This window comes from Pseudomonas sp. MIL9, assembly GCF_016887925.1.
GTDB classification, from domain to species: domain Bacteria; phylum Pseudomonadota; class Gammaproteobacteria; order Pseudomonadales; family Pseudomonadaceae; genus Aquipseudomonas; species Aquipseudomonas mohnii.
This window is the reverse complement of record NZ_JAFEHE010000030.1, coordinates 145,284-165,815: the sequence shown is the minus strand read 5'-3', so window position 1 is coordinate 165,815 and position 20,532 is coordinate 145,284. Positions and strand designations below refer to the sequence as shown.

Sequence of the window (20,532 nt, the reverse complement as noted above, 5' to 3'; positions counted from 1 at the left end):
GTTGCGACTGACCGAATAGTTTGTTCACTGGCTCAATAACGCAGGTTCTGCTGCCGAAGTCGCGCAAAGCGCGCGAGCGGCGCGGCGTCGAGTGCTTGCGCCGCCTGCGGTGTAGCGCCGTCGCGAATCGCTTGCCACACGGTGGGCGAGCCGACCGAATCGCGGGTTGCCGCAAAGTCGAAGGTATCGGGGTAGAGCCCGTGCAGGGTGGCAAGCAACGATAGTCCCAGGCTTGCGACCGGCACGGCATCGGCTGGCGGGTCGCGGGTGATGCTCACCCCGTGACAGAGTTGGCCGCGCCACGTGGCCTCGGTAGGGACGAAATCGACCGGCTCGAAATGCGCGCCAGCCCCAAGCGCATTCAGCGCGGTTGCCAGCCGCTTCGCATCGACCCACGGCGCGCCGATCCATTCAAACGGATGGGGTGTGCCGCGCCCCACGCTCACATTCGCACCTTCGAGCAATGCGACATCCGGGTACAAGTCGAGTTGGGTCAGGGTGCGCAGGTTCGGTGAAAGCGGCACCCAACCCAGGCCGGTGTCGGCAAACGTCATGGCGCGTCGGTAGTCCTGCATCGGCACGACGCGCAGGTCCGCGCCAATGTGCTTGCTGCGATTGAACAGGCTCGCCAGCTCCCCGACCGTCATGCCTGGCTGCAGCGGCGCCGGGAAGTAGCCGGTGAACGATGGGTGGCGGCTGTCCAGCACCGGGCCGCCGAATCGCTGCGCGCCCAGTGGGTCGGGCCGGTCCAGCACGAACAGTGCAATGCCCCGGGCTGCGGCGGCCTCAAGTGCGTAGCCGAGCGTGGTCTCATAAGTGAAGAAGCGCACGCCGGCATCCTGGATGTCGAACACCAGCGCATCCAGAGCCCGCAGCGATTGCGCCGGGAAGCGCTGCGTGGCGCCATAGAGGCTGTGTACGGTGAGGCCGGTGGCAGTGTCACGGGTGTCGCCGACGCGTTCATCGACATCGATATCAAGCCCGTGCTCCGGGGAGAACAGCGCCGCCAGCCTGACCCCTGGCGCGTGCGCGAGTACGTCGATGGTGCGCCTGCCCCGGGCGTCAAAACCGCTGCGATTGGTGATCAAACCCACCCGCAGGCCGGCGAGCGGGGCGAACTGTTGGGCCTCCAGTACGTCGATACCGACCTGCACCGGGCCGGTGGAAGTCGGCAGCCGAGCAGCGGCATGCAGCGCCGGCAATGCTGACGGCATCAAGCGCCCGATGTGTGCGACGCTTGCCGGCGCGGCGCGGCTTGCCAGCAGCGCGAGCAACTGCGCGCGAAGCGGGCGAGCGTCACCGTGGTCGTCCGGGTACACGCGGTTGGTGAGGATGACAATGAACTGCTGTGTGACCTGATCGATCCACAGGCCCGTCCCGGTGTAGCCGGTGTGGCCGATGACACCGATCGGCGGCAGGCGGTCATGATTCTGCACCAGTGGCGCGCTCAATTCCCAGCCGAGGCCGCGCCACGGCGTGGACGCGAGCGCAGAGGCCGGGGCGGCAAGGGCGGCGATGCTCTCGGGGCGCAGTATCCGGGTGCTGCCCGCGCGCCCCTGGTTGAGGATCATCTGCGCGTAGCGGGCCAGATCGTCGGCGGTGGAGAAGAGCCCGGCATTGCCGGAAACGCCGCCCATCCAGCGCGCCGTCGGATCGTGTACGTGCCCGCGCAGGGTGCCGGTGCTGTTGGCGAGGGTCGGGGCGCTACGTGCCGCTCGCTCAGTGTCCGGCAGGAAGACCGTATCGCCCATGCCCAATGGGTTGAAGATATGAATCCGGCAATAGGCGTCGAGTGGCAGGTGGGTGATGCGTTCGACCAATGCGCCGAGCACCACGAAATTCAGGTCGCTGTAGATGACCCGTTCGCCGGGCTCGCTACGCAGGCGCTGTGCCGCGATGGCGCTCAACACCGCTTCTCGCCCGGCTTTCGCAGGCTGCGCAGGCAGGCCTGCCGGCAGCCCCGAGGTATGCGCGAGTAACTCACGCACGGTGATCGCGTTTTTACGAGGCAGGGCAAAGGCAGGCCAATAGCGAGCGACAGGTTTATCCAGATCGATTCTGCCCGCTTCGACCAGCTGCATCACTGCGGTGGTGGTGGCGATGGCTTTGGTCAGCGACGCAAGGTCGAACTCGGTATCCAGTGCCATCGGCTCGGGGAAGGGGGTTGTCGCGCGCTGGCCAAAGGCCTGCCGATAGAGCACGTGCGTGGAGTCGCCGATCAGCACGACGGCCCCAGGCAGGCGTCCGGCGGCGATCTGCCCCTCGACGATCCGTGCGACTTGCAGGCGCGCGGCTGCATCGAATTCGGCGGCGCCAGCGATTGCCGCCGCCAGCAACAGGCCAGGCAACACGGCCCAGCGCATCAGCCTGACGATCAACGTTGGGGCAGGTCGGCGGCGTCGTAGTGATTGTGTGGGTTCCATAGCATCCATCCATCGGAGTCAGCGGCATCGGCAGCGTTGATCTGCGCCCTGATCGCCGTCGCGTCAAACGGGCGATGATCGAACGCATAGTCGCGAAAGGCCTGCAGCCACGGACGAAAGCGCACCCCCGGCAGACGGGTGCGATGCATCGCCTCGGCCAGGGAACGCCTGACAATCTGGCCGGGATCATCTACCGGATCGGTCAAGCCCGGCAGTCCCCACGTGAAGCCCGACGGGTACAGCATCGGCGAAATATAGTCGAGCGGTGCGCCGAGCAATTCGATTTGCTGGCCGATCGCGGTGTCGTCGAGGTTCCAGCAGACGTAGCCGAAGATGTCTGCCGAGATGAAGACGTTATAGGGCGCAAGCCGTGTGCGTGCTGCCTCCAGGAAGCCGACGATCGCTTCGGTCCGATTGGCCCGGGTGTTCGCTTGGGCAAAGCGCAGGCCACGCTTGTCTGGAAAGCGCACATAGTCGAACTGGACCTCATCGAAGCCCATCCGCGCCGCCTCCTCGGCGACATCAATGTTGTGCTGCCAGACGTCCTGCGAAAACGGATCCATCCATTGCAACTGTTCGCCATCCCGCCAGGGTGTGCCGTCAGCGGTGTGCACGCTCCACTGCGGATGGGCGTCGGCGAGCGGATCGTCCTTGAACACCACGATCCGTGCGATCAGGTACAGGTGTTGCGCATGCAGCCTGGCAACCAGCCCAGGAAAGTCATGCACGTGAGGAACGCGCGTGGTCGTGCGCGCCGCCGCGCCAATTGCCTCGCGCGCCGCACTGCGATAGGGCGTCAGGCCGCGGTCGCCCTTGAGGTCAATGACCAGGGCGTTGATCACGGTGCGGTCGGCCAGGCTGACGGCCCCGTTGCGCAGGGCCGCGCTGGTCACGCCGAACACCGACAGGTAAACGGCTTTCGGGCGAAAGGGGGTTAACGCGAGTGTCATGGGCGTTTCGTCGGACACCTTGGCTGCGCTGCGCAGGTAACCCGGAGCGCGGGCCGCGACGCTTTCGCTCGGGCCTTCGGTGTCGAATCGCCCCTGCTCGTCGGTTCGTGTCACACCGGCCGACGTCGTGATGATCGCGTCGGCCAACGGGGCTCGGGTACTGGCGTCGAGCACGACGCCGCTGACAGCCTGGGCCTGACCCGCCAGCAGGGCGGTGACGATAAACAACGCCGGGATCACCCGAGGCTTCAACAGGCGCGTCAACGTCATGGTGTGATCCCCGTTGCGGGCACGGGCGGGGTCTCGGGTTCGCCGAGCAGGCGGGCGAACGCTTTTGCGCCGTAGGCATCGGTCATCAGAAAACGCGGCAGTGCCAGCAACCGTGCGTGCCGGTCGGCCTTGCGCGCGTCCAGCGTCAAGCCGACGGTATAGCCTTCGTCGGTGGCGAGGCTGATCAACTCGTCATCGTAGATACCGAACGGCCAGGCGAGCATGTCGACCTGCGCACCGGTTTGCGATTCGAGACGTTGACGGGATTTGCTCAGTTGCGTGCGGACAAATTGCTGGAAATCCGCCGGCGTGCGCTGTCGACGCTCGACCTTGAAATTGGGATGCCAGAAGGTGTGCGACTGGATGTCCACCAGCCCGGTCTGTCTGAGGGCACGCAATTGCTCCCAGGTCATGGCATAGGAGGCATTGGATATCGCCGACGGATAGATAAACAGCGTGACCGTGAACCGTTCGCGCAGCAGCACCGGCAGCAGTTTTTCGTAGACCGAACGATGCCCGTCGTCGACGGTGATCACCACTGGCTTGGGCGGTAACGTTGCATCCGGATCGCGCAGCCAGTTTACGACCTCACGCAACGGCACGATCTGGTAGCCATGCTCGCGCAGGACACGCAATTGGGATTCGAAGGTGATCAGGCGCACGGTCATCGAGTCGTCCGCCGAGTCCGAAAAACGGTGGTAAACCAGAATCGTCACACGGGGTTCGACGCGCAGCCCGGCGCTGTCGGCCCCCCAGGCCAGCGCGCCAATGCACACCAGCATGACGCCCATCAGCCACCGCAGCCTGAGTTTTACGCCCATTCCAGCGCTCCTGCGCGAGCCATTTCCACCCGCATTGCACCTCTCGCGAGAGCGAGCCGGGCGTATCCAGTGTGCAGTGAGCCCATCGCGTCCTTCTGATGCAGATCAAATTCCTGCGCCGTCGTTTCGCACCGCCGCAGGTGAGACTTCAGACGAAACGAAAGGCTGGTTCGGCGTCGATTTGATCTAAATCAACAGCGGGTGCCCGTGGCTGGCCGACTTTATGGAACGCCCCTCATTTTGTGGTACGCCTTCATGAACATTGACCAGGCCATTTCCGGACGGCGCTCGACGCGCGAGTACACGACTGAAGCGGTGGATGAAAAAATCATCCGTCGTTTGATCAACGCCGCTATCCAGGCGCCCAGCGCGGTGAACCAGCAGCCATGGACGTTCACGGTGATCCGCGACCAGGAACTGCTGGACCGGATCTCCCGTGAAGCCAAGGCCTACATGCTCGCGACAATGCCGGCAGGCCCGCACTCCGGGCACTTTCATGGGTTGCTGACCGACGAAAACTTTCAGATTTTCTACCACGCGCCAGCACTCATCCTCATCTCAGGCAATGTGCAGGGACAGTGGATTGTCGAAGACTGCTCACTGGCGGCCGAGAACCTGATGCTTGCTGCGTACGCCGAAGGGCTGGGCAGCTGCTGGATCGGTTTCGCCCAAAGCTTTTTCAATACGCCGCAGGGCAAGAAGACCCTCGACCTGCCGGCCGAGTGGGCGCCAGTGGCGCCGATCATCGTCGGCTATCCGGAGACCAACCCGGTGCCCGTCGCACACAAGGAACCGGTGATCCGCTGGATCGGTTGATCTCACGCCCAAGACCGATGCACCTGCCTAAACGCTATCAAAAGCGCCACTTTCCGCGAGCAAGGTGGCGATCAGGGCGGTGCTGTCGACGACGTGCACATGCTGCTTCACACAGTCGGCGGACAGGCGAAACGGCGGTACGCCGTCAGCAATCGCAATGTGCTCGAACAACGGCGGGTCAAACATCTGCTCGCCGTTGGTGAACAAGCCATGGGTGGCGGCGGCGAATATCCGGGCTGCTCCATCTCTTTGACAGGCAAGGCCGGCACGTTTGAGCGTTTCACCGGTGCTGATCAGGTCGTCGAACACAATGGCGGTCTTGCCCGCGACATCGCCGACCAGCAGGGTGCCCGTCAACGTCATGTGAACACGGTGTTTTTCCATCAACGCACTGCCCACCGGGCGCCCCAGTTGTCGTTCCAGGGCCTGGCGAAACTGCTCGGCGCGCTTGGCGCCGCCAGAGTCCGGGGACACCGCCACCACATCGGCGTCGCCGACGTACCTGGCGAAATGCCGGGCGAACAATTCCGCGCAGTGCACGTTTCGCGCGGGAATGCGAAAGGCATTGTCGAACGCCGCCGGGTTATGCACCTCCAGCGCCATCAGGCGATCGATGCCACAGGCTTCAATCAGGGTCGCCACGTAGCGCGTGATCGTCGGGTCCTGTGGTTGGCTGCGACGATCCTTGCGCCCGTAGCAGAGGTAAGGCGTGACCACCTGCACATGGCGAGCGCCGGCATCCTTGAGGGCGCCGCAAAAAAACAACAGGCGGCACAGCTTGTCGTTTGCGCTCTGCCGGTCATCCCCATACAGGGAATGGAACACCACGCCCTCGCGACCGTTGACCGATTCGAGCGGCCGGCATTTATGCTCGCCGTCTTCGTAGTCGCGCTCCTCATGAAGCGCCAGCGGGCAGCCCAGTCGCTGCGCGACACCGGTTGCGTAGTCCTCACTGCCTTGCAGAGCGAAAAGAAGCGGGCGATGGCTGAGCATGGGTTGGCTCCTTTGAGGCACATCGAGCGAACAGTTGCGCCGTCATCGGGCGGCCCCATGACGCCAGACTTCAATGCAGAACTCCGTTTCATAGGGCGGGACGTTGCATTCGACAATGTCCTGGGCGGCGACCTGAAGATGCACGCCGACAATGTCGGCACGAATCGGCTGCTGGCAGACATGCCGGTCGACCAGAACTGCAGTGTAGACCCGACGGGCACCGAGTTGCGCCAGGTACGCGCAGGTGCGCAGGAGCGAATGGCCTTCGAACAGCACATCATCGACCACCAGCAGGGTGGTATTGGACAGATCCAGTCCGATGAGCACCGGGTTCTCGGTCAGTTCGGTGTGAGCATGCAACACCTTGAGATCGTCGGCATAGCGCTTGACCTTCAACGGGTAGATCGGCAGTTCCGGTTGTCCGGTCAGGCGTGATAAATGCTGCTGAAGACGCTGTGCCAGAGGCTCGCCACGGCGCTGGATGCCAATCAGTGCGGCTTGAGTGGGCGGCAACAAGGCCGCGGCCTGGTGCGCCATCGCCAGCAGTACGCCATCGAGTTCGTCGCTGTCATACAAACGCAAGCGCTGACTGGCAATGAGGGGCGCCATGCACATCTCCTGTCGAGAACCGATTCCTTTTTAACCTAGTACCGTAAGGTCCGTGCCCTATTGATATTGATCAAGTGCGCTGAAATGACGCTCGATGCCAATGCGCGAATACGCGTTTTTTTGCGGGGATTTGATATTGATCAACGCCGTGACGACCTCAACGGAGGAACCTGATTCAACGCGGGTGCCTTAGCCGGCGTCTGCGAAGCGCGAGCTGAATGACCGGATCATTCAACACGCCATCAACCTGGCGTAACGTCACCCCAGGCCTCACCGTCGGTGGAGGTTTTCCATGACTCAAAGTCCCTCATTGCAAACCACCTTGCAGGACCGCGTCGAAGCCGGTCAACGCCTGGTGGAACCGTTGCTCAAATACGCGCAGCGACCCGATGTCATCGTCCTGGCCTTGCCTCGGGGCGGTGTGCCGGTCGCCTATCAAGTGGTCAAGGCCCTGGACGTGCGCCTGGACCTGATGCTGGTGCGCAAGCTGGGCGTGCCATCGAACCCGGAGTTCGCCATGGGCGCCATTGCCAGTGGCGGTATCCAGATCCGCAATGAAGACGCGATGCGGGCTCACCCGATTTCCCCGGCCGCATTCGAGGCGGTGGTGGCGCGCGAAACACAGGAATTGCAGCGGCGCGAGCGACTGTACCGGGGCGCCCGGCCACCCTTGCAGCTCAAGGGACAGGTGGTGATTCTGATCGATGACGGCCTGGCAACGGGTGCCTCGATGATGGCGGCTATCCGCGCGGTGCGCCTGCAGGCGCCTGCTCGCATCGTCGTCGCCGTGCCGGTTGCACCACTGGAAACGGTGGAGATGCTGAGCTTCGAAGTCGATGAAGTGATCTGTCCGCTCATGCCTGAATGGATGATGTCGATCGGATATTGGTACTTGAGCTTCCCCCAGACCTCGGATGAGGAAGTCATTGATTTGTTGCATCGGGCCTGGCAGCGAGAAGCCGCCAGTGATACCTCCTCTCGGGAGCCTTTCGATGACTGAGTCTCAATCCCGCCAGATGGACTTGCAAGACGTTGAGCTATCGGCCGATTTGCGTCTGCCGCTGCAGGCTGACGGCCTGGTGATCTTCGTTCACGGCAGCGGCAGCGGCCGTCTGAGCCCGCGTAATCAGTTCGTCGCAGAGTCGCTGGCCAGGCGGGGACTGGGGTCGCTGTTGTTCGATCTGCTAACAGAGCCGGAGCAACGCCTGGATAACCTCACCGGCGAGCTGCGTTTCGATATCGACTTGCTTGCCGGGCGGCTGGTGGAGGTGATCGACTGGGTGGGCCGGGACGCGGATTTGCGCTCGCTGCGCATCGGTCTGTTCGGCGCCAGCACCGGTGCGGCGGCGGCGCTGTTGGCTGCTGCGGCGCGCGCGGACGTGGTGCACGCGGTGGTCAGCCGGGGAGGGCGAACCGACCTGGCGGGACCGGTACTGGCGCAAGTCCGGGCGCCCACTTTGCAGATCGTCGGCGCACGGGACCCGGTGGTGCTCGAATTGAATGAGCGAAGCTGCCAGGCCTTGCGCTGCGAGCAGCGTCTGGACGTGGTGGCGGGCGCTACGCATCTGTTCGAAGAGCCCGGAACCCTCGAGGAAGTCGCCCGACTGGCTGGCGACTGGTTTGAAACGCATCTGCAAGGTGGCCGCCAGTCGGCACGATGAGCCTTGAACGGCTCAGACGCCAAACGGAAAGGTGTCGTCTTCGGGTTCGAGGGTCTGGCTCTTTGGCAGTGGCAGCGCCGTGACCGGTTGGGTCTGTTCGATCCAGATCATCGCGTCAAACTGTTCGACCAGCATCGCTTCGAAGTAGTGACTGCCACGCTCGGTTTCGGGGCGATAAATCACCCCGATGGCGCGCTCCAGCAATGGTTTGGACAATACCCGGCGCAGCGCCGTGCGCTGAGGGTCGCGCCAGTCCGTCAACGACGCCGGCACGCCGGCCTTGAGGAACTGATGTTCCCAACTGTCCGGGCGAGACGGCCGAATGTCCTTGATATGCATCTCGCCGTCCCAGTCGTCGGCCGCGGCGACCCGGCCACGGTCGGTACTCATGCCGATCAGCACCACGTCGCGCCCAAAGGCGCTGCGGCATAGCTGGCCGATGTTGAACTGACCCTTCCAGCCCATTTCCGTGGCCGCCGCGTTGCCGATGTGGGAGTTGTGGGCCCAGACCACGGCTTTGGACTGCGGACCGCGATGCTCGAGCAATGCCTGCAACGTGTCGAACATATGCCGGTCGCGCAGGTTCCAGGAGGCGGTCGAGCCTCGATAGATTGCCCGGTAGTACTGTTCGGCCGCCTGAACCACCCGGGCGTTTTGCGCCGCGTTGAAAAACGCCTCGTCGTCCTTGATGAATCCGGCCAATTGTTCGGCGAGCATGGCGTTGAGCTGGTCCACTACCGATTGTTCACAGGGCATCAGGCCGCCGCGTTCGACGAAGTGGCCGTACAGCGCCGGGTCGTCCTGCCAGGGGGTCAGGCAGCCATAGCGGCGCCGGGCTTCGTGGGCCAGTTGCGGGTCCACGCCGTCGAGATAGCTCAGCACTTCATGAATCGAGTTGCGCAAACTGTAAACGTCCAGGCCACGGAATTCGACACGACGTTCCGGCGCCAGTTGATGATTGTGCCGATGCAGCCAGTGGGCGAAGGTCTTGACCTCGGCGTTGCGCCACATCCAGGTCGGGAATCGGCTGAAGATGTGGCGCTTCCAGGCCGAGGGCGCCAGGCCCCGGACATAACGATCGACATGGCCTGCATCGGGCCAGTCGGCCTCTACGGCCACGATGTTGAAGCCGTGCTGCTCGATCAGCCTTTGGGTGATGGCGGCGCGGGTTCGATAGAAATCGCGGGTGCCATGACTGGCTTCGCCGATCATCACGACGCGTGCATCGGCATAGCGATCGAACATTTCACCAAAGGCAGGAGCATCCAGTTCCGGCAGCGGTTCGGCGTATTGGCGCAGAAGCGGCGCGATGGCGGCCTCGTCGATGCGCCGGGGCGAGCCGGCAAATGTGTCCAGCAGGTCTTGCGAGGCTGTATTCATGACTGTCATCCCCTATGAGTGGGTTAACCCGCCAGCAGAATCACGCCGGGTGTCCAGGCTCGGCCCTGCGGGGCGCTTGGTTACCTGATTGCTTATTCCTACACCCTGATTCAGAGGGAAAATTGAGTTTCGTCAATAAAGGCTGCAACGGCTTAAGAGAAGGTGTCCGGATCAAGCATTCGCAGACTGCCCGATATGCCCTGACGCGATAGGCAGTGTTCCGAATGGGTTGTGATCAGCTGGACGCAGGGCGTAGACCATGGAGCCACTGCCATGAAGCGTACTTTCAACCAGGCACATTGTGTTGTTGCCCTCTGCGTAGCGATGCTCACGGGCTGTACCCATTCGAACGAGGAGTCAGGGCAGCAAACCTCGCCCATGTCCGGTATCGCCATGGCGGACCAGGTGTGTGCCCAGTGCCATGGGCTGACGGGCGAATCCGTCTCGCCGACGTTCCCCAAGTTGGCCGGCCAACAAAAGGAGTACCTGAAGCTGCAACTGGCTGACTTCAAGAACCATGGCCGCAACGATAAAACCGGCGCCCAGTACATGTGGGGCTTTACCCGTTTGACGCAAACCCAGATTGCCGAACTGGCGGACTATTTTTCAACCCGGAGCCCGATGAAGGCGGATGCCGATCCCCCGGATGCGCGGGGTGAATTGATCTTTCGCCAGGGCTTGCCAGGCGCCGGCGTCGCGCAGTGCAGTTCTTGTCATGGTGCTCAGGGGCAGGGCAGTGGCCAGGTGCCGCGACTGGCAGGTCAGCATGCCGCCTACCTGGCGGGGCAGATCAAGATTTTTCAACAGACCGAACCGCATCCCCGGGGCGACCTGACCCAGCAGGTTGCTCACGCGATGACGGATGAGGATGCCGAATCGGTCGCTCATTACCTGGCGTCGCTGGGGGCGAAGAAATAATGCCTCTTGTGCCAGCCTTGCAGCCTTCGTCGCCGCAGGCCGATCGTCTGATGGGCAATGACGAGATTGCCGCGATTTTTGACGACATCGCCGACCTGCTGGACATCGAGGACGCCAATCCCTTCCGGATCCGTGCTTACCGTCATGCAGCGCGGACGTTAAGAGCGTTGACCTTTGACGTGGCGCAACGCATCGCCCGCGGTGAATCACTGCCCAAGCTGCGGGGGATCGGCGTCGATTTGGCCGGCAAGATCAACGAAGTCGTCGTCACTGGCGATTGCGCCCTGCGCCAGCGGTTACAGTCGACAGTGCCGCCCGGACTGGTTGAACTGCTGACCATCGCCGGTCTGGGACCCAAACGTGTCAAGCACCTCTACCACGACCTGGGCATCGAAACCGCGCAGCAGTTATGCCAGGCCGCTGAGCAGGGGCGTATCCGCCATCTGCCCGGCTTCGGCGAAAAGCTGGAAGCCCGACTGTTGAGTGCCGTGCAGGAGGGCCTCGCCAAGGAGCGTCGTTGGCCCTTGGCGTTCGTGGAACCGGTGGCACAGAGAATGACCGAGTACCTGCGGCAGATGCCCGGTGTCGAGACGGCAACGGTCGCCGGAAGCCTGCGACGACTGCGCGACACCATAGGTGATATCGACATCCTCGTGGCCGCCGGGCCGTCCGTGGACGTCAGTGGGCACTTCATCCGCCACCCGGAGGTGACCCGTGTGCTGGCCAAAGGGCGAACGCGTGCCAGCGTCGTGCTGGGTTCGGGCCTGCAAGTCGATATCCGGGTGGTCAAGCCGGCGGCCTATGGCGCGGCACTGGTGTATTTCACCGGCAGCAAGGCGCATAACATCGCGATTCGGCAGCGGGCCCGCAAGCAAGGCCTCAAACTCAATGAATATGGCGTGTTCAAGGCCAGGGCGTGCGTGGCCAGCGCCACCGAGGATGCGGTTTATCGGGCATTGGGCCTGCCGTGGATCGTGCCGGAACTGCGCGAAGGTCGAGGCGAGGTCGAAGCGGCGCTGGCAGATCGCTTGCCCCGGCTGATCGAGTTGAGCGACCTCAAGGGGGACTTGCATGCCCATACAAGCGCTTCGGATGGCAGCAATAGCCTGGAGGAGATGGCGTGTGCGGCGCGGGCGGCCGGGTTGCAATACCTGGCGATTACCGACCATTCCCGTTCCCTGAGGGTGGCCCATGGTCTGGACATTGACCGGTTGTTGAAGCAAATCGACCAGATCGATGCGCTCAACGCCCGCTTGCAGGGGATGACCTTACTCAAGGGTATCGAGGTCGATATTCTCGAGGACGGCAGCCTGGATTTGCCGGACGATGTTCTCGGGCGCCTGGACCTGGTGGTGGGCGCGGTCCACAGTCATTTCAGCCTGCCATCGCCGCAACAAACCCGACGCCTGCTCAAAGCCATGGAGCATCGTTACTTCAGCATTCTGGCTCACCCGCTATGTCGGTTGATCAATGAGCGCGCGCCTCTGAACATGGACCTGCCGGCAATCATCAAGGCTGCCTCCGCGCGGGGCTGCTGCCTGGAGCTCAACGCGCAACCGCAGCGCATGGACCTGTTCGATATCCATTGCCAGTACGCCAAAGAGCAGGGCGTGCTCATCAGCATCAATTCGGATGCCCATCGCAGCGCTGATTTTTCCTGTTTGCGCTACGGCGTCGCCCAGGCCCGTCGCGCCTGGCTCGAAAAGCGCGACGTGCTCAATACCCGCTCGCTGAGCGGGCTCAAGACGTTTTTACGCGGTGGCGGCAGCGGGGCGATCTGAACGATCAACGCCGATCGTAATCCCGTGCCATAAGGGGGCGCGGACGATTACAGGTACAGCAGGTGAACGACCTTGCTGGTCTCGAAGGGATCGTTGCGCGTCTCGAAACCCAAGGACCTGGCCAGGGCGCGCATGGGCGCGTTGCTGGAGTCGTCGACCGCGTAAATGTGGTGGAACGCATTCTTGCGCGCGGCTGTGATCAGATGCTCCATCAGCAACGTACCCAACCCCAGCTGCTTCCATTCTTCGGCGACTGTCACGGTACATTCACATTTGTGCTCGCCCGTGGCGCCATAGCGGCTCACGCCGATCTCGATCAGTTGGCCATCCTCGTGGACCAGTGCGATGTACGCCACGCGCTGTTTGTTGTCTTTGTCCACCCAGGGGCCGGGCATGGCTTTTTGCGGTTCGTTGGCCCGTGCGAGAAAGCGCATGTGCCGGGACTCGGGGGACAGGCGCTTGATGAAGGCGTATTCACGCTCGCGGTCTTTATCCGTCAATTGCCGGATCAATACGTGACGACCATCCCGGAGTGCTTCGATCCAGTATTGACCAGTGACTTTGGCATAGGCTTCAGCGGACCGAAAATCATGATTTTTGACAGTGAACATCGGACGATCCTCCCGCCGGTATTAAAGGTTGGCGCGCAGTGATGAACCGCATGGTTCACTTCTTTTTACACCGTCGGCGGTTGTCGAACATGATCTGGATCAGCACTGGGCACCGCCAGCAGGCAGCCTGGACCGGTGGCCGTTTTGCCTGCCGGTTGCCACCGGCAAAGCGAGCAGCCTGGTCACGGCTTTAATCATTCAGCCAGCACTTGCGGCGAAATCACCCAGACGCTGCAGGGCATTTTGTACAGCAGATGTTCCACCGTACTGCCCACCAGACGGCTCATGCCTCGATGACCGATACGCCCCATGACGATCACGTCAATGTCATAGGCATCGGCGTAGCTGGCCAGGACCTTGGCCGGGTCACCCATGATCATGTGCTGGCGCTCCGGCGCAATGCCGTTGCGTTCGGCCAGTTCGTGGAAGGCATCGGCCTGCGCATCGAACAGGGTCTTGGCTTTGCTCGAGGAGAAAAACGTCGTGGCGTTATCGAAGCCGAATTCGTCGGCGCTGATGGAGGAAAGGTCGTGTGCGTAGATCACGTCGAGTTCGGCGTTACAGGTGGTCGCCAGTTTTAACGCCTCGTGAAGAATCCGGTCATTGAAATTTTTGTACTCGCCGTCGCGGTGGAAAGGATCGACGGCGGCGACGATGCGGCGTGGCAAGTCGTGCTGTACCTGGCTGACAAAGTGCAATGGCACCGGACATTCACGCAGAAGATGGATGTCCAGGGGGGTGAACATCAGGCGTGATAGCAGTGACTCGTGTTCCAGTGCCTTGATCAGCAAGGCCATCGGCTGCTCTTTGATATGAATGAGGATTTCCTGCAAGGGTCTTTCCACCCAGACCACTTCGGTGGTGACGGGTATGCCGATTTTGCGCAACGGGCGGGCCTGAGTCTCCAGCCATTGGCGATGGCGCTCGACATAGTCGGTCCGCATCTGCTCGCGCGCCTCGTCATTGACCACGCCAGCACTCGCCAGGCCTTCCAGGTAATCGAACGCGACGATGTGCAGTGCTGCGCCCGAAGCCTTGGCCAGCGCGGCGGCCCGGTCGAAAGCCGGTGTGTTTTCCATCTGGTGCGAAACGACCAGCATGAACCGTGGTTGATCAGGCATGGCAGCTCTCCCGTCGATAATGGTTTGGACGCTAATGCGCAGTGGCGTGACGCACCCGCGCGATGAACCCAGCCTTTATCCTGCGGCCGTCTCTGGAACGGGGCTTGATCTTTGTCAAACAGAGGTGGCAAGGACAACGGTGCCCGACATGCGGCGAGCGTGATGTGGCTGGCCGTTTGCTCAACGGATCCGAGCTCAACGAGAACTGACAAAGATCAAGTCGACGGAACGTGGTGCGTTCATTCTGTAGGTCTATTCCATGCCATTTCCGTGTGCCGAGGTGTCCCATGTCGCAGCATCAGCGCTTACTGTTGATTGCCCCCACCACCATGACCCGTACGCCCGCATTTGACCGGGCCGGCGCGTTGGCCCATGCCCTGCAGTTGCCCCTGCACATTGTGGCGTTTGATTATGTCCAGGCGCTGGCGGTAGCCGGTTTTTTTGCCCCCGAGCAAATCAGCCAGGCCATTGACGGCTACCTGAAAACCCATCGGCAATGGCTCACCGAACAGGCCGAGTCCTTGAGCAAACTCGGCGTTGAGGTCACCAGCGAAGTGGTGTGGGTCCAGCACCCCTACGAGGAGATTGTTCAATTCGTCAATGAAATGCCATTGGCGATGATCATCAAGGATGCACAGGAAGAACCTGCCTTGAAACGCGTGTTCTTCATGCCACTGGATTGGCAGCTGTTACGCGACTGTCCAGTGCCGGTGCATCTGGTGACCCATTCGCTCAATGCGCGCCCGCGCAATGTGTTGGCGATCATCGACGTGCTGCGCGGTGAAGAGCAGGATCATGTGTTCAACGACCAGATCATCGACGCCGCCGTGAAGTTGGCCGAGGTGTGCAATGCCCGGCTGGAGCTGTTGCATGTGTTTGACTGGACATCCCTGTATACCCAGGACATGGGGTTTGGCGCGTTGCCGCTGGCCACCGGCATTTATGAAGCGTTGGGATCCGTTCAGCACGAGGCGTTTGCGGCGATCGCCGAACGCCATGGCGTGCCACCTGAATGTCGTCACTTCATGGAGGGCGTGCCGGTGCCGAGCATTTGTAAGTTCGCAGCCGACCACCACACGGATGTCATTGTCATGGGCACGGTTCAGAACAAGGGATTGGAAAAGTTGCTGGGGGCCACGGCCGAGCAATTGTTGCATCGGGCGCCCTGCGATGTGTTGGCGATCAAGCCAGACCGGATGTTGCAGTCCTGAGCGGATCGCTGCAATCGAACACTCACCTGATTAGAGGCAGATCATGAGCCAGTACCAAAAGCTGTTATTGATCATCAACCCGGCCTTGCGTCATTCCCCGGCGATCAATCATGCGGCCGCGCTGGCCAAGGCCAGCGGCGCCAGTTTGCATATCGCAGGGTTGATCGGGCCGCTGGACCTTTTGTCCTTTCTTGAACAGGGGGACCGGGAAACGGCGCGGGAAGCCTACTTGCAGGACCACCGCGACTGGGTCAAGGCGCAAACCGACAATTTGCGCACCCGGGGACTCGAGGTGACGATCGAGGTGGCCTGGGCCGATGACCTGCGCGAAGACATCCTGGCGCATGTCGCGGAGATGCAGCCCGACCTGTTGATCAAGGAGGTTCAGCATGAGTCCTTGCTCAAGCGCGCCTTTTTCACTCCCCTGGACTGGTACTTGCTGCGCCACTGTCCAATACCGGTGTACCTGGTGGGCGCAAGCAGCTTCGTCTTGCCGCGCAAGATTGTCGCGGCGGTGGAGGTGTCAGACAAGGAATCGCCGGACAACGAACTCAACGAGCGGATCATTCAGCAAGCGACCTCCCTGGCCATGCAATGTGGTGCCGACCTGCATCTGCTTTACGCCTGCGACATTTCGGCGGGTTATCTGGCTGACATGGACGGCCTGGCGCTCGCTGATCTCACCAGGGAGTTGCGCAAGGATCTCGAGAAAAACTTCCTCAAGTTGGCGAGCCAGTACGGGGTGGCCGCCGATCATCGACACTTCGTCATGGGTCACCCCGTCTCGGCACTGAGCGAGTTTGCCAACGAGCAGAACGTCGATGTGATCGTGATGGGAAAAGTCCAGTCCGCCGGTGGCGTGGACAAGCTTCTGGGCAGTACGACCGAACACATTCTTTATCAGGTCCCTTGCTGCGTCATGGCGGTCTAGAAGCGTTGAAGGGTGACAGGCCTCAGGATGAGGTCACTGTCACCCGTGCGGAGGCCGGAGCGGTTTTTAGCGGCAGGATCGCAGGGAACTCTTCAGGCGTCAGGGTTTCCTTTTCCAGCAGCAGACGCGCACCCGCGTCCAGATCGGCGCGACGACTCTCAAGCAAGGCCTTGGCCCGTCCATAGGCTTCATCGAGCAGGGCGCGAATACCCAAGTCCACCTCTCTGGCCGTTTGTTCCGAGTAATCTTTCTCGCCCATGCCCTGCATACGCTCGCCCAGGTATGTCGCGCTCTGGCGTTCCAGTACCGATTGACCGAGCTCGGGACTCATGCCGAACCGGGTGATCAATTGCCGGGCGATATCCGTCGCGCGGGCCAGGTCATCGGCCGCGCCGGTGGAAATCTGGCCATAGGCGAGGTATTCGGCAGCACGTCCGGCCATCAGCACCACGATTCGGTCCTTGAGCATCTGGCAACTGATGAGGAAGTGATCTTCGGTCGGCCGCTGCAATGTATAGCCCAGCGAACCGATGGCGCGCGGCACGATCGAAACCTTGTGCACCGGGTCCATGGCCGGCAGGCTGCTGGCAGCCAGGGCATGCCCCATCTCGTGATAGGCCACCACCTGGCGCTCTTCGGGGCGCAGTACGCTGCTCTTGCGTTCAACCCCGGCGACAATGCGTTCCACGGCGGCGGTGAAGTCGTCGAGGCTGACGGCGTCGGCGCCACGGCGGGTGGCCACGATGGCTGCTTCGTTGACCAGGTTGGCCAGGTCGGCGCCGGTGAATCCCGTGGTGATGTCGGCGATTCGCTCTTCATTGAGGCCGGGGTCAACGGTGATCTTTTGCAGGTGAACCTTGAGGATCGCCTGGCGGCCCTTGCGGTCAGGGCGATCGACCAGAATCTGCCGGTCGATGCGACCGGCCCTGAGCAGGGCAGGGTCCAGCACCTCCGGCCGGTTGGTCGCGGCCAGCAGCACCACGCCTTCACGCGGGTCAAAACCGTCCAGTTCGGCCAGCAACTGATTGAGGGTCTGCTCCTTTTCGTCATTGCCGCCGAACGCGCCGACGCCGCGCATTTTGCCCAGGGCGTCGAGTTCGTCGATGAAAATGATGCAGGGCGCCGCCTGTCGCGCTTGCTCGAACAAATCGTGCACACGGGCGGCACCGACGCCGACGAACATCTCGACAAACTCCGAACCGGAGATCGAGAAAAACGGTACGCCGGCTTCACCGGCGATGGCCTTGGCGACCAGGGTCTTGCCGGTGCCCGGCGGGCCGACCAGTAACGTGCCCTTGGGAATATGGGCGCCCAGGCGTCCATATTTCTCCTTGTCCTTGAGGAACGACACAATCTCCACCAGTTCGGCCTTGGCTTCATCGATGCCGGCCACGTCGGCGAAGGTGATCCCGGTGTCGCGCTGGACGAACACCTTGGCCCGGGACTTGCCGATGCTCATCAGCCCGCCCATGCCTTGTTTTTCCGCCAGCCCGCGAAACAGGAAGTGCCAGAGCACCATGATCAGGACAAAGGGCAGAACCCAGCCCAGCAGGCTGGCGAGGAAGGTGTTTTCGTTGACCCCGGTGAACCCGACACCCGAATGGGCGAGGTCGGTGGCCAGTGTCGGGTCGACACGCACGGTCGAGAAGTGGTTGTGCCCGTCAATCGGTTCCTGGAGTTTGCCGTTGATCTGGTCTTTCTCGATCTGTAAGTCGCTGACTTTCTGCTCGCTGAGCAACTGCAGAAACTGGCTGTACGGAATGCTCTGCACCGCACGCCGTTCGATAAACAGCATTTGCACCGTGCTGAGCACGACAAACGCGATCAGGAAGTAGGACAGGTTCCACTGGTGATTTTTTTTCATGAACTTGGCTCGCACATGGCTCAGGCAATCAGCAATTGATCGTCCACCTGGCTGACACCAGGCACCGCCCAGGCGGCCCGTTCCGCGAGCTGACGCTCACGCCAGAAATGCACCCGGCCTTCGAGCTTCACCACGCCGCCTTCGACCTTGACGCGTATCGCCTTGGCGTCGACTTCGGCATTGCGTTTGAGGGCTTCTTCGATGCTGTGCTGGATATCGACGACATCTACCCGCGGACGAAGGGTGAGACGGTTGTCCACGCCCACCACACCGGACAATTTGCGCACCGCACGCTCTGCGGTTTCTTTCTGGTATTGCCAGTCCACCTGGCCTTCGAGGGTAATCCAGCCTTTTTGCACGATGACCTTGATGTCGCCCTCTGGAATATCGGAGCTCCAGGTGATGATGTTCAAGGCGCGGTTCGCGATGGTGTCGTCCGCCGTGCCAGCGCCTTTTTCCAGCCTGACCTGGATTTCCTCGGCCACGGCGCGCACGCCTTTTATGGCCTTTACCGCGTGTTCGGCACTGACTTTCTGCGCGTAGCTGCTGACGTGGCCGGAGAGGGTGACAACGCCGTTTTCGACGCCCACGCCAATGTGGGCGGCGTCGATGTGGGGCTGGAACTCAAGCTCTTCCAGAATGGTTTTACGTAGGCTCAAGTCACTCATGATCGTGTCCTGTGTCGGCTATACGGGATGACGGAGGGTCACATGAACCCGGTCTGTTTTTTTTACGCCTGATCGACACAAAGACCTTGAGCTAAATCAACAAGGCTTCAGTGAGCGCTGTGCAGACCGCCAGTCAGCGATCTGTTGACAAAAATCAGATTGCGCAAGCGTTGACACCCGAATACTGGGTCCAGTTGTGCGAGATTTTTCAGATGCATTCAACCGAGGGAATCACCATGAACAAGTATGTGTCCGTTGCTTTGCTGAGTGTTTTGTTGGCCACGACGGCCGGGTGCAGTAACAAGCACGCCGAGGAAATCGACGCCCGGCTGGAGTCCGCCGAAAACAATGCCGCTTCCGCACGGCTCAGGGCTGACGAGGCCTACAACAAGGCGGAACAGGCAGCACAAGCCGCCAGTCAGGCGCAACGCACGGCTGATGAGGCGAATACGCGCGCCAGCCGGATGCTGGAAAAGGCGACGCGCAAGTGATGAGTGATTGCCCGAAGGACCGACAGGACGTCGGATGAGCATTACGCCGGTATACGGGGTCAGGGCGAGGTCTGTGATGGTGAAACTTAAACGTATCCTGTTGATAGCGCCTTCCGAGAGGGTTCGCACCCCGGCGTTTGATCGGGCCCATGCCTTGGCCAGTGCAACCGGGGCGTTGCTGCACATCGTTGCATTCGACTATATCCAGTCGCTGGCAGTGGCCGGGCTGTTTGACCACGACGCCATGGCCCAGGCACGGGAAGGCTACTTGCAGGTGCATCGCCAGTGGCTGGAGCAGCAAGCCAGGTTCCACCGCTGCGTCGGGCTGCCGGTGACCACGGAGGTGGTCTGGGCGAGGAACAGCCTGGCGCACGTGCTCGCGTATGTGAATGACTTCCATCCGGACCTGGTGATCAAGGACACCCAGCATGTCCCGGCCCTCGACCGCGCGTTTCACCGTCCCCTGGACTGGCTGTTGCTGCGCGACTGTCCGGCGCACTTGCACCTGGTGACCGGTGCGAAAAACCCAAAACCGTTGAAGATCCTCGCCGCCGTGGATCTGTCGCACCTGGAGGAAATGACCCAGGGCCTCAATGACCGGATCCTTGATTTTGCAGCGACGCTCTCGGCCTCCTGTGGCGCGGCTTTACACCTGCTCAACGTCAACAGTTGGTCGGTGACGGGCGACTCGGTGGCGAGTCTGCCGACCCCCGCGCTGGATGCCAGTTTGCGAGACGCAATCAACGATGCGCAGCAAGAGGCGTTCGATGAACTGGCCGAGCGCTACGGGATTGAACAAAAACGCCGGCATCTGGAGGCGGGAATCCCTCATCGGGTGATTACGCGGGTCGCCCGGGAGCACGCCTTCGACATCGTGGTGCTCGGCACGGCCTACACCCATGGGATCGACCGGTTCATCGGCAGCACCGCCGAAAGCGTGTTGAACAAGGCCCCGTGCAGTCTGGTGGTCGTCAAACCATTGCCCTGGCTCGACTGACGCGTCAGTTGTCGCG

At 61.9% G+C, this 20,532-nt stretch carries 19 protein-coding genes; 9 read left to right on the top strand and 10 right to left on the bottom strand.

The features are described from left to right. Positions 1 to 32 precede the first annotated feature (32 nt). The 3 genes from JQF37_RS27730 to JQF37_RS27720 are packed head-to-tail and all read right to left on the bottom strand — an operon-like array spanning position 33 to position 4,464. Entirely contained in the window at positions 33 to 2,423 is a 2,391-nt protein-coding gene (locus JQF37_RS27730) for an exo-beta-N-acetylmuramidase NamZ domain-containing protein (protein ID WP_223272685.1), read from the bottom strand. Further along, positions 2,375 to 3,643 (bottom strand): putative glycoside hydrolase, encoded by a 1,269-nt coding sequence (locus JQF37_RS27725; RefSeq protein ID WP_130208201.1) that lies wholly within the window; start codon positions 3,641 to 3,643, stop codon positions 2,375 to 2,377. The genes JQF37_RS27730 and JQF37_RS27725 overlap by 49 nt, the downstream gene beginning before the upstream one ends. Continuing rightward, positions 3,640 to 4,464, bottom strand: a complete 825-nt coding sequence (locus tag JQF37_RS27720; RefSeq protein WP_130208199.1) for a polysaccharide deacetylase family protein — start codon at positions 4,462 to 4,464, stop codon at positions 3,640 to 3,642. The genes JQF37_RS27725 and JQF37_RS27720 overlap by 4 nt, the downstream gene beginning before the upstream one ends. Positions 4,465 to 4,719: 255 nt before the next feature. Here JQF37_RS27720 and JQF37_RS27715 point away from each other — a divergent pair, with 255 nt between their 5' ends. After that, positions 4,720 to 5,280 carry a nitroreductase family protein gene (locus JQF37_RS27715; RefSeq protein ID WP_130208197.1) on the top strand — a complete coding sequence of 187 codons (561 nt, stop codon included), beginning with the start codon at positions 4,720 to 4,722 and terminating at the stop codon, positions 5,278 to 5,280. A gap of 27 nt (positions 5,281 to 5,307) precedes the next feature. Here JQF37_RS27715 and prs read toward each other — a convergent pair whose 3' ends face one another. Then, a complete protein-coding gene (gene prs, locus JQF37_RS27710) occupies positions 5,308 to 6,273 on the bottom strand; it encodes a ribose-phosphate diphosphokinase (protein ID WP_204149870.1) in 966 nt (321 codons plus the stop codon). Between the two features lie 42 nt (positions 6,274 to 6,315). Further along, entirely contained in the window at positions 6,316 to 6,882 is a 567-nt protein-coding gene (locus tag JQF37_RS27705) for a phosphoribosyltransferase family protein (protein WP_130208193.1), read from the bottom strand. Between the two features lie 292 nt (positions 6,883 to 7,174). Here JQF37_RS27705 and JQF37_RS27700 point away from each other — a divergent pair, with 292 nt between their 5' ends. Together JQF37_RS27700 and JQF37_RS27695 are read left to right on the top strand one after the other, a co-directional pair. Then, positions 7,175 to 7,882: a phosphoribosyltransferase gene (locus JQF37_RS27700; RefSeq protein ID WP_130208191.1), complete on the top strand. Its 708-nt coding sequence runs from the start codon at positions 7,175 to 7,177 to the stop codon at positions 7,880 to 7,882. Then, positions 7,875 to 8,543, top strand: a complete 669-nt coding sequence (locus tag JQF37_RS27695) for an alpha/beta hydrolase (RefSeq protein ID WP_130208189.1) — start codon at positions 7,875 to 7,877, stop codon at positions 8,541 to 8,543. Before JQF37_RS27700 ends, JQF37_RS27695 begins: the two co-directional genes overlap by 8 nt. A gap of 12 nt (positions 8,544 to 8,555) precedes the next feature. Here the strand turns inward: JQF37_RS27695 and JQF37_RS27690 are convergent, their stop codons facing one another. Continuing rightward, complete coding sequence (locus JQF37_RS27690; protein WP_130208187.1) at positions 8,556 to 9,923, bottom strand: erythromycin esterase family protein; 1,368 nt, start codon at positions 9,921 to 9,923, stop codon at positions 8,556 to 8,558. 273 nt (positions 9,924 to 10,196) lie between these two features. On the opposite strand from JQF37_RS27690, the gene JQF37_RS27685 reads away from it, so the two are divergent. Next, complete coding sequence (locus tag JQF37_RS27685) at positions 10,197 to 10,841, top strand: c-type cytochrome (RefSeq protein ID WP_204149869.1); 645 nt, start codon at positions 10,197 to 10,199, stop codon at positions 10,839 to 10,841. Next, positions 10,841 to 12,622 (top strand): DNA polymerase/3'-5' exonuclease PolX, encoded by a 1,782-nt coding sequence (polX, locus tag JQF37_RS27680; protein ID WP_130208183.1) that lies wholly within the window; start codon positions 10,841 to 10,843, stop codon positions 12,620 to 12,622. The genes JQF37_RS27685 and polX overlap by 1 nt, the downstream gene beginning before the upstream one ends. A gap of 47 nt (positions 12,623 to 12,669) precedes the next feature. Here polX and JQF37_RS27675 read toward each other — a convergent pair whose 3' ends face one another. Both JQF37_RS27675 and JQF37_RS27670 read right to left on the bottom strand, forming a co-directional pair. Continuing rightward, the gene (locus JQF37_RS27675; protein WP_130208181.1) at positions 12,670 to 13,233 is read right to left on the bottom strand and encodes a GNAT family N-acetyltransferase; all 564 of its coding nucleotides are present in this window, start codon (positions 13,231 to 13,233) and stop codon (positions 12,670 to 12,672) included. A 194-nt stretch (positions 13,234 to 13,427) separates the two neighbouring features. After that, positions 13,428 to 14,354, bottom strand: a complete 927-nt coding sequence (locus JQF37_RS27670) for a universal stress protein (RefSeq protein ID WP_130208179.1) — start codon at positions 14,352 to 14,354, stop codon at positions 13,428 to 13,430. A gap of 287 nt (positions 14,355 to 14,641) precedes the next feature. Here JQF37_RS27670 and JQF37_RS27665 point away from each other — a divergent pair, with 287 nt between their 5' ends. Together JQF37_RS27665 and JQF37_RS27660 are read left to right on the top strand one after the other, a co-directional pair. Further along, the gene (locus tag JQF37_RS27665; RefSeq protein WP_130208177.1) at positions 14,642 to 15,565 is read left to right on the top strand and encodes a universal stress protein; all 924 of its coding nucleotides are present in this window, start codon (positions 14,642 to 14,644) and stop codon (positions 15,563 to 15,565) included. 43 nt (positions 15,566 to 15,608) lie between these two features. Beyond that, positions 15,609 to 16,496 carry a universal stress protein gene (locus JQF37_RS27660; protein ID WP_130208175.1) on the top strand — a complete coding sequence of 296 codons (888 nt, stop codon included), beginning with the start codon at positions 15,609 to 15,611 and terminating at the stop codon, positions 16,494 to 16,496. A 22-nt stretch (positions 16,497 to 16,518) separates the two neighbouring features. On the opposite strand, the gene ftsH is transcribed toward JQF37_RS27660, so the two are convergent. Together ftsH and JQF37_RS27650 are read right to left on the bottom strand one after the other, a co-directional pair. Next, positions 16,519 to 18,360, bottom strand: a complete 1,842-nt coding sequence (gene ftsH / locus JQF37_RS27655; RefSeq protein ID WP_130208173.1) for an ATP-dependent zinc metalloprotease FtsH — start codon at positions 18,358 to 18,360, stop codon at positions 16,519 to 16,521. Positions 18,361 to 18,380: 20 nt separating this feature from the next. Then, entirely contained in the window at positions 18,381 to 19,028 is a 648-nt protein-coding gene (locus JQF37_RS27650) for a BON domain-containing protein (protein WP_196584718.1), read from the bottom strand. A gap of 236 nt (positions 19,029 to 19,264) precedes the next feature. On the opposite strand from JQF37_RS27650, the gene JQF37_RS27645 reads away from it, so the two are divergent. After that, positions 19,265 to 19,519, top strand: coding sequence for an Lpp/OprI family alanine-zipper lipoprotein (locus tag JQF37_RS27645; protein ID WP_130208169.1), 255 nt, complete (start codon positions 19,265 to 19,267; stop codon positions 19,517 to 19,519). A 76-nt stretch (positions 19,520 to 19,595) separates the two neighbouring features. Then, complete coding sequence (locus JQF37_RS27640; RefSeq protein ID WP_103404658.1) at positions 19,596 to 20,516, top strand: universal stress protein; 921 nt, start codon at positions 19,596 to 19,598, stop codon at positions 20,514 to 20,516. Positions 20,517 to 20,532 lie beyond the last annotated feature (16 nt).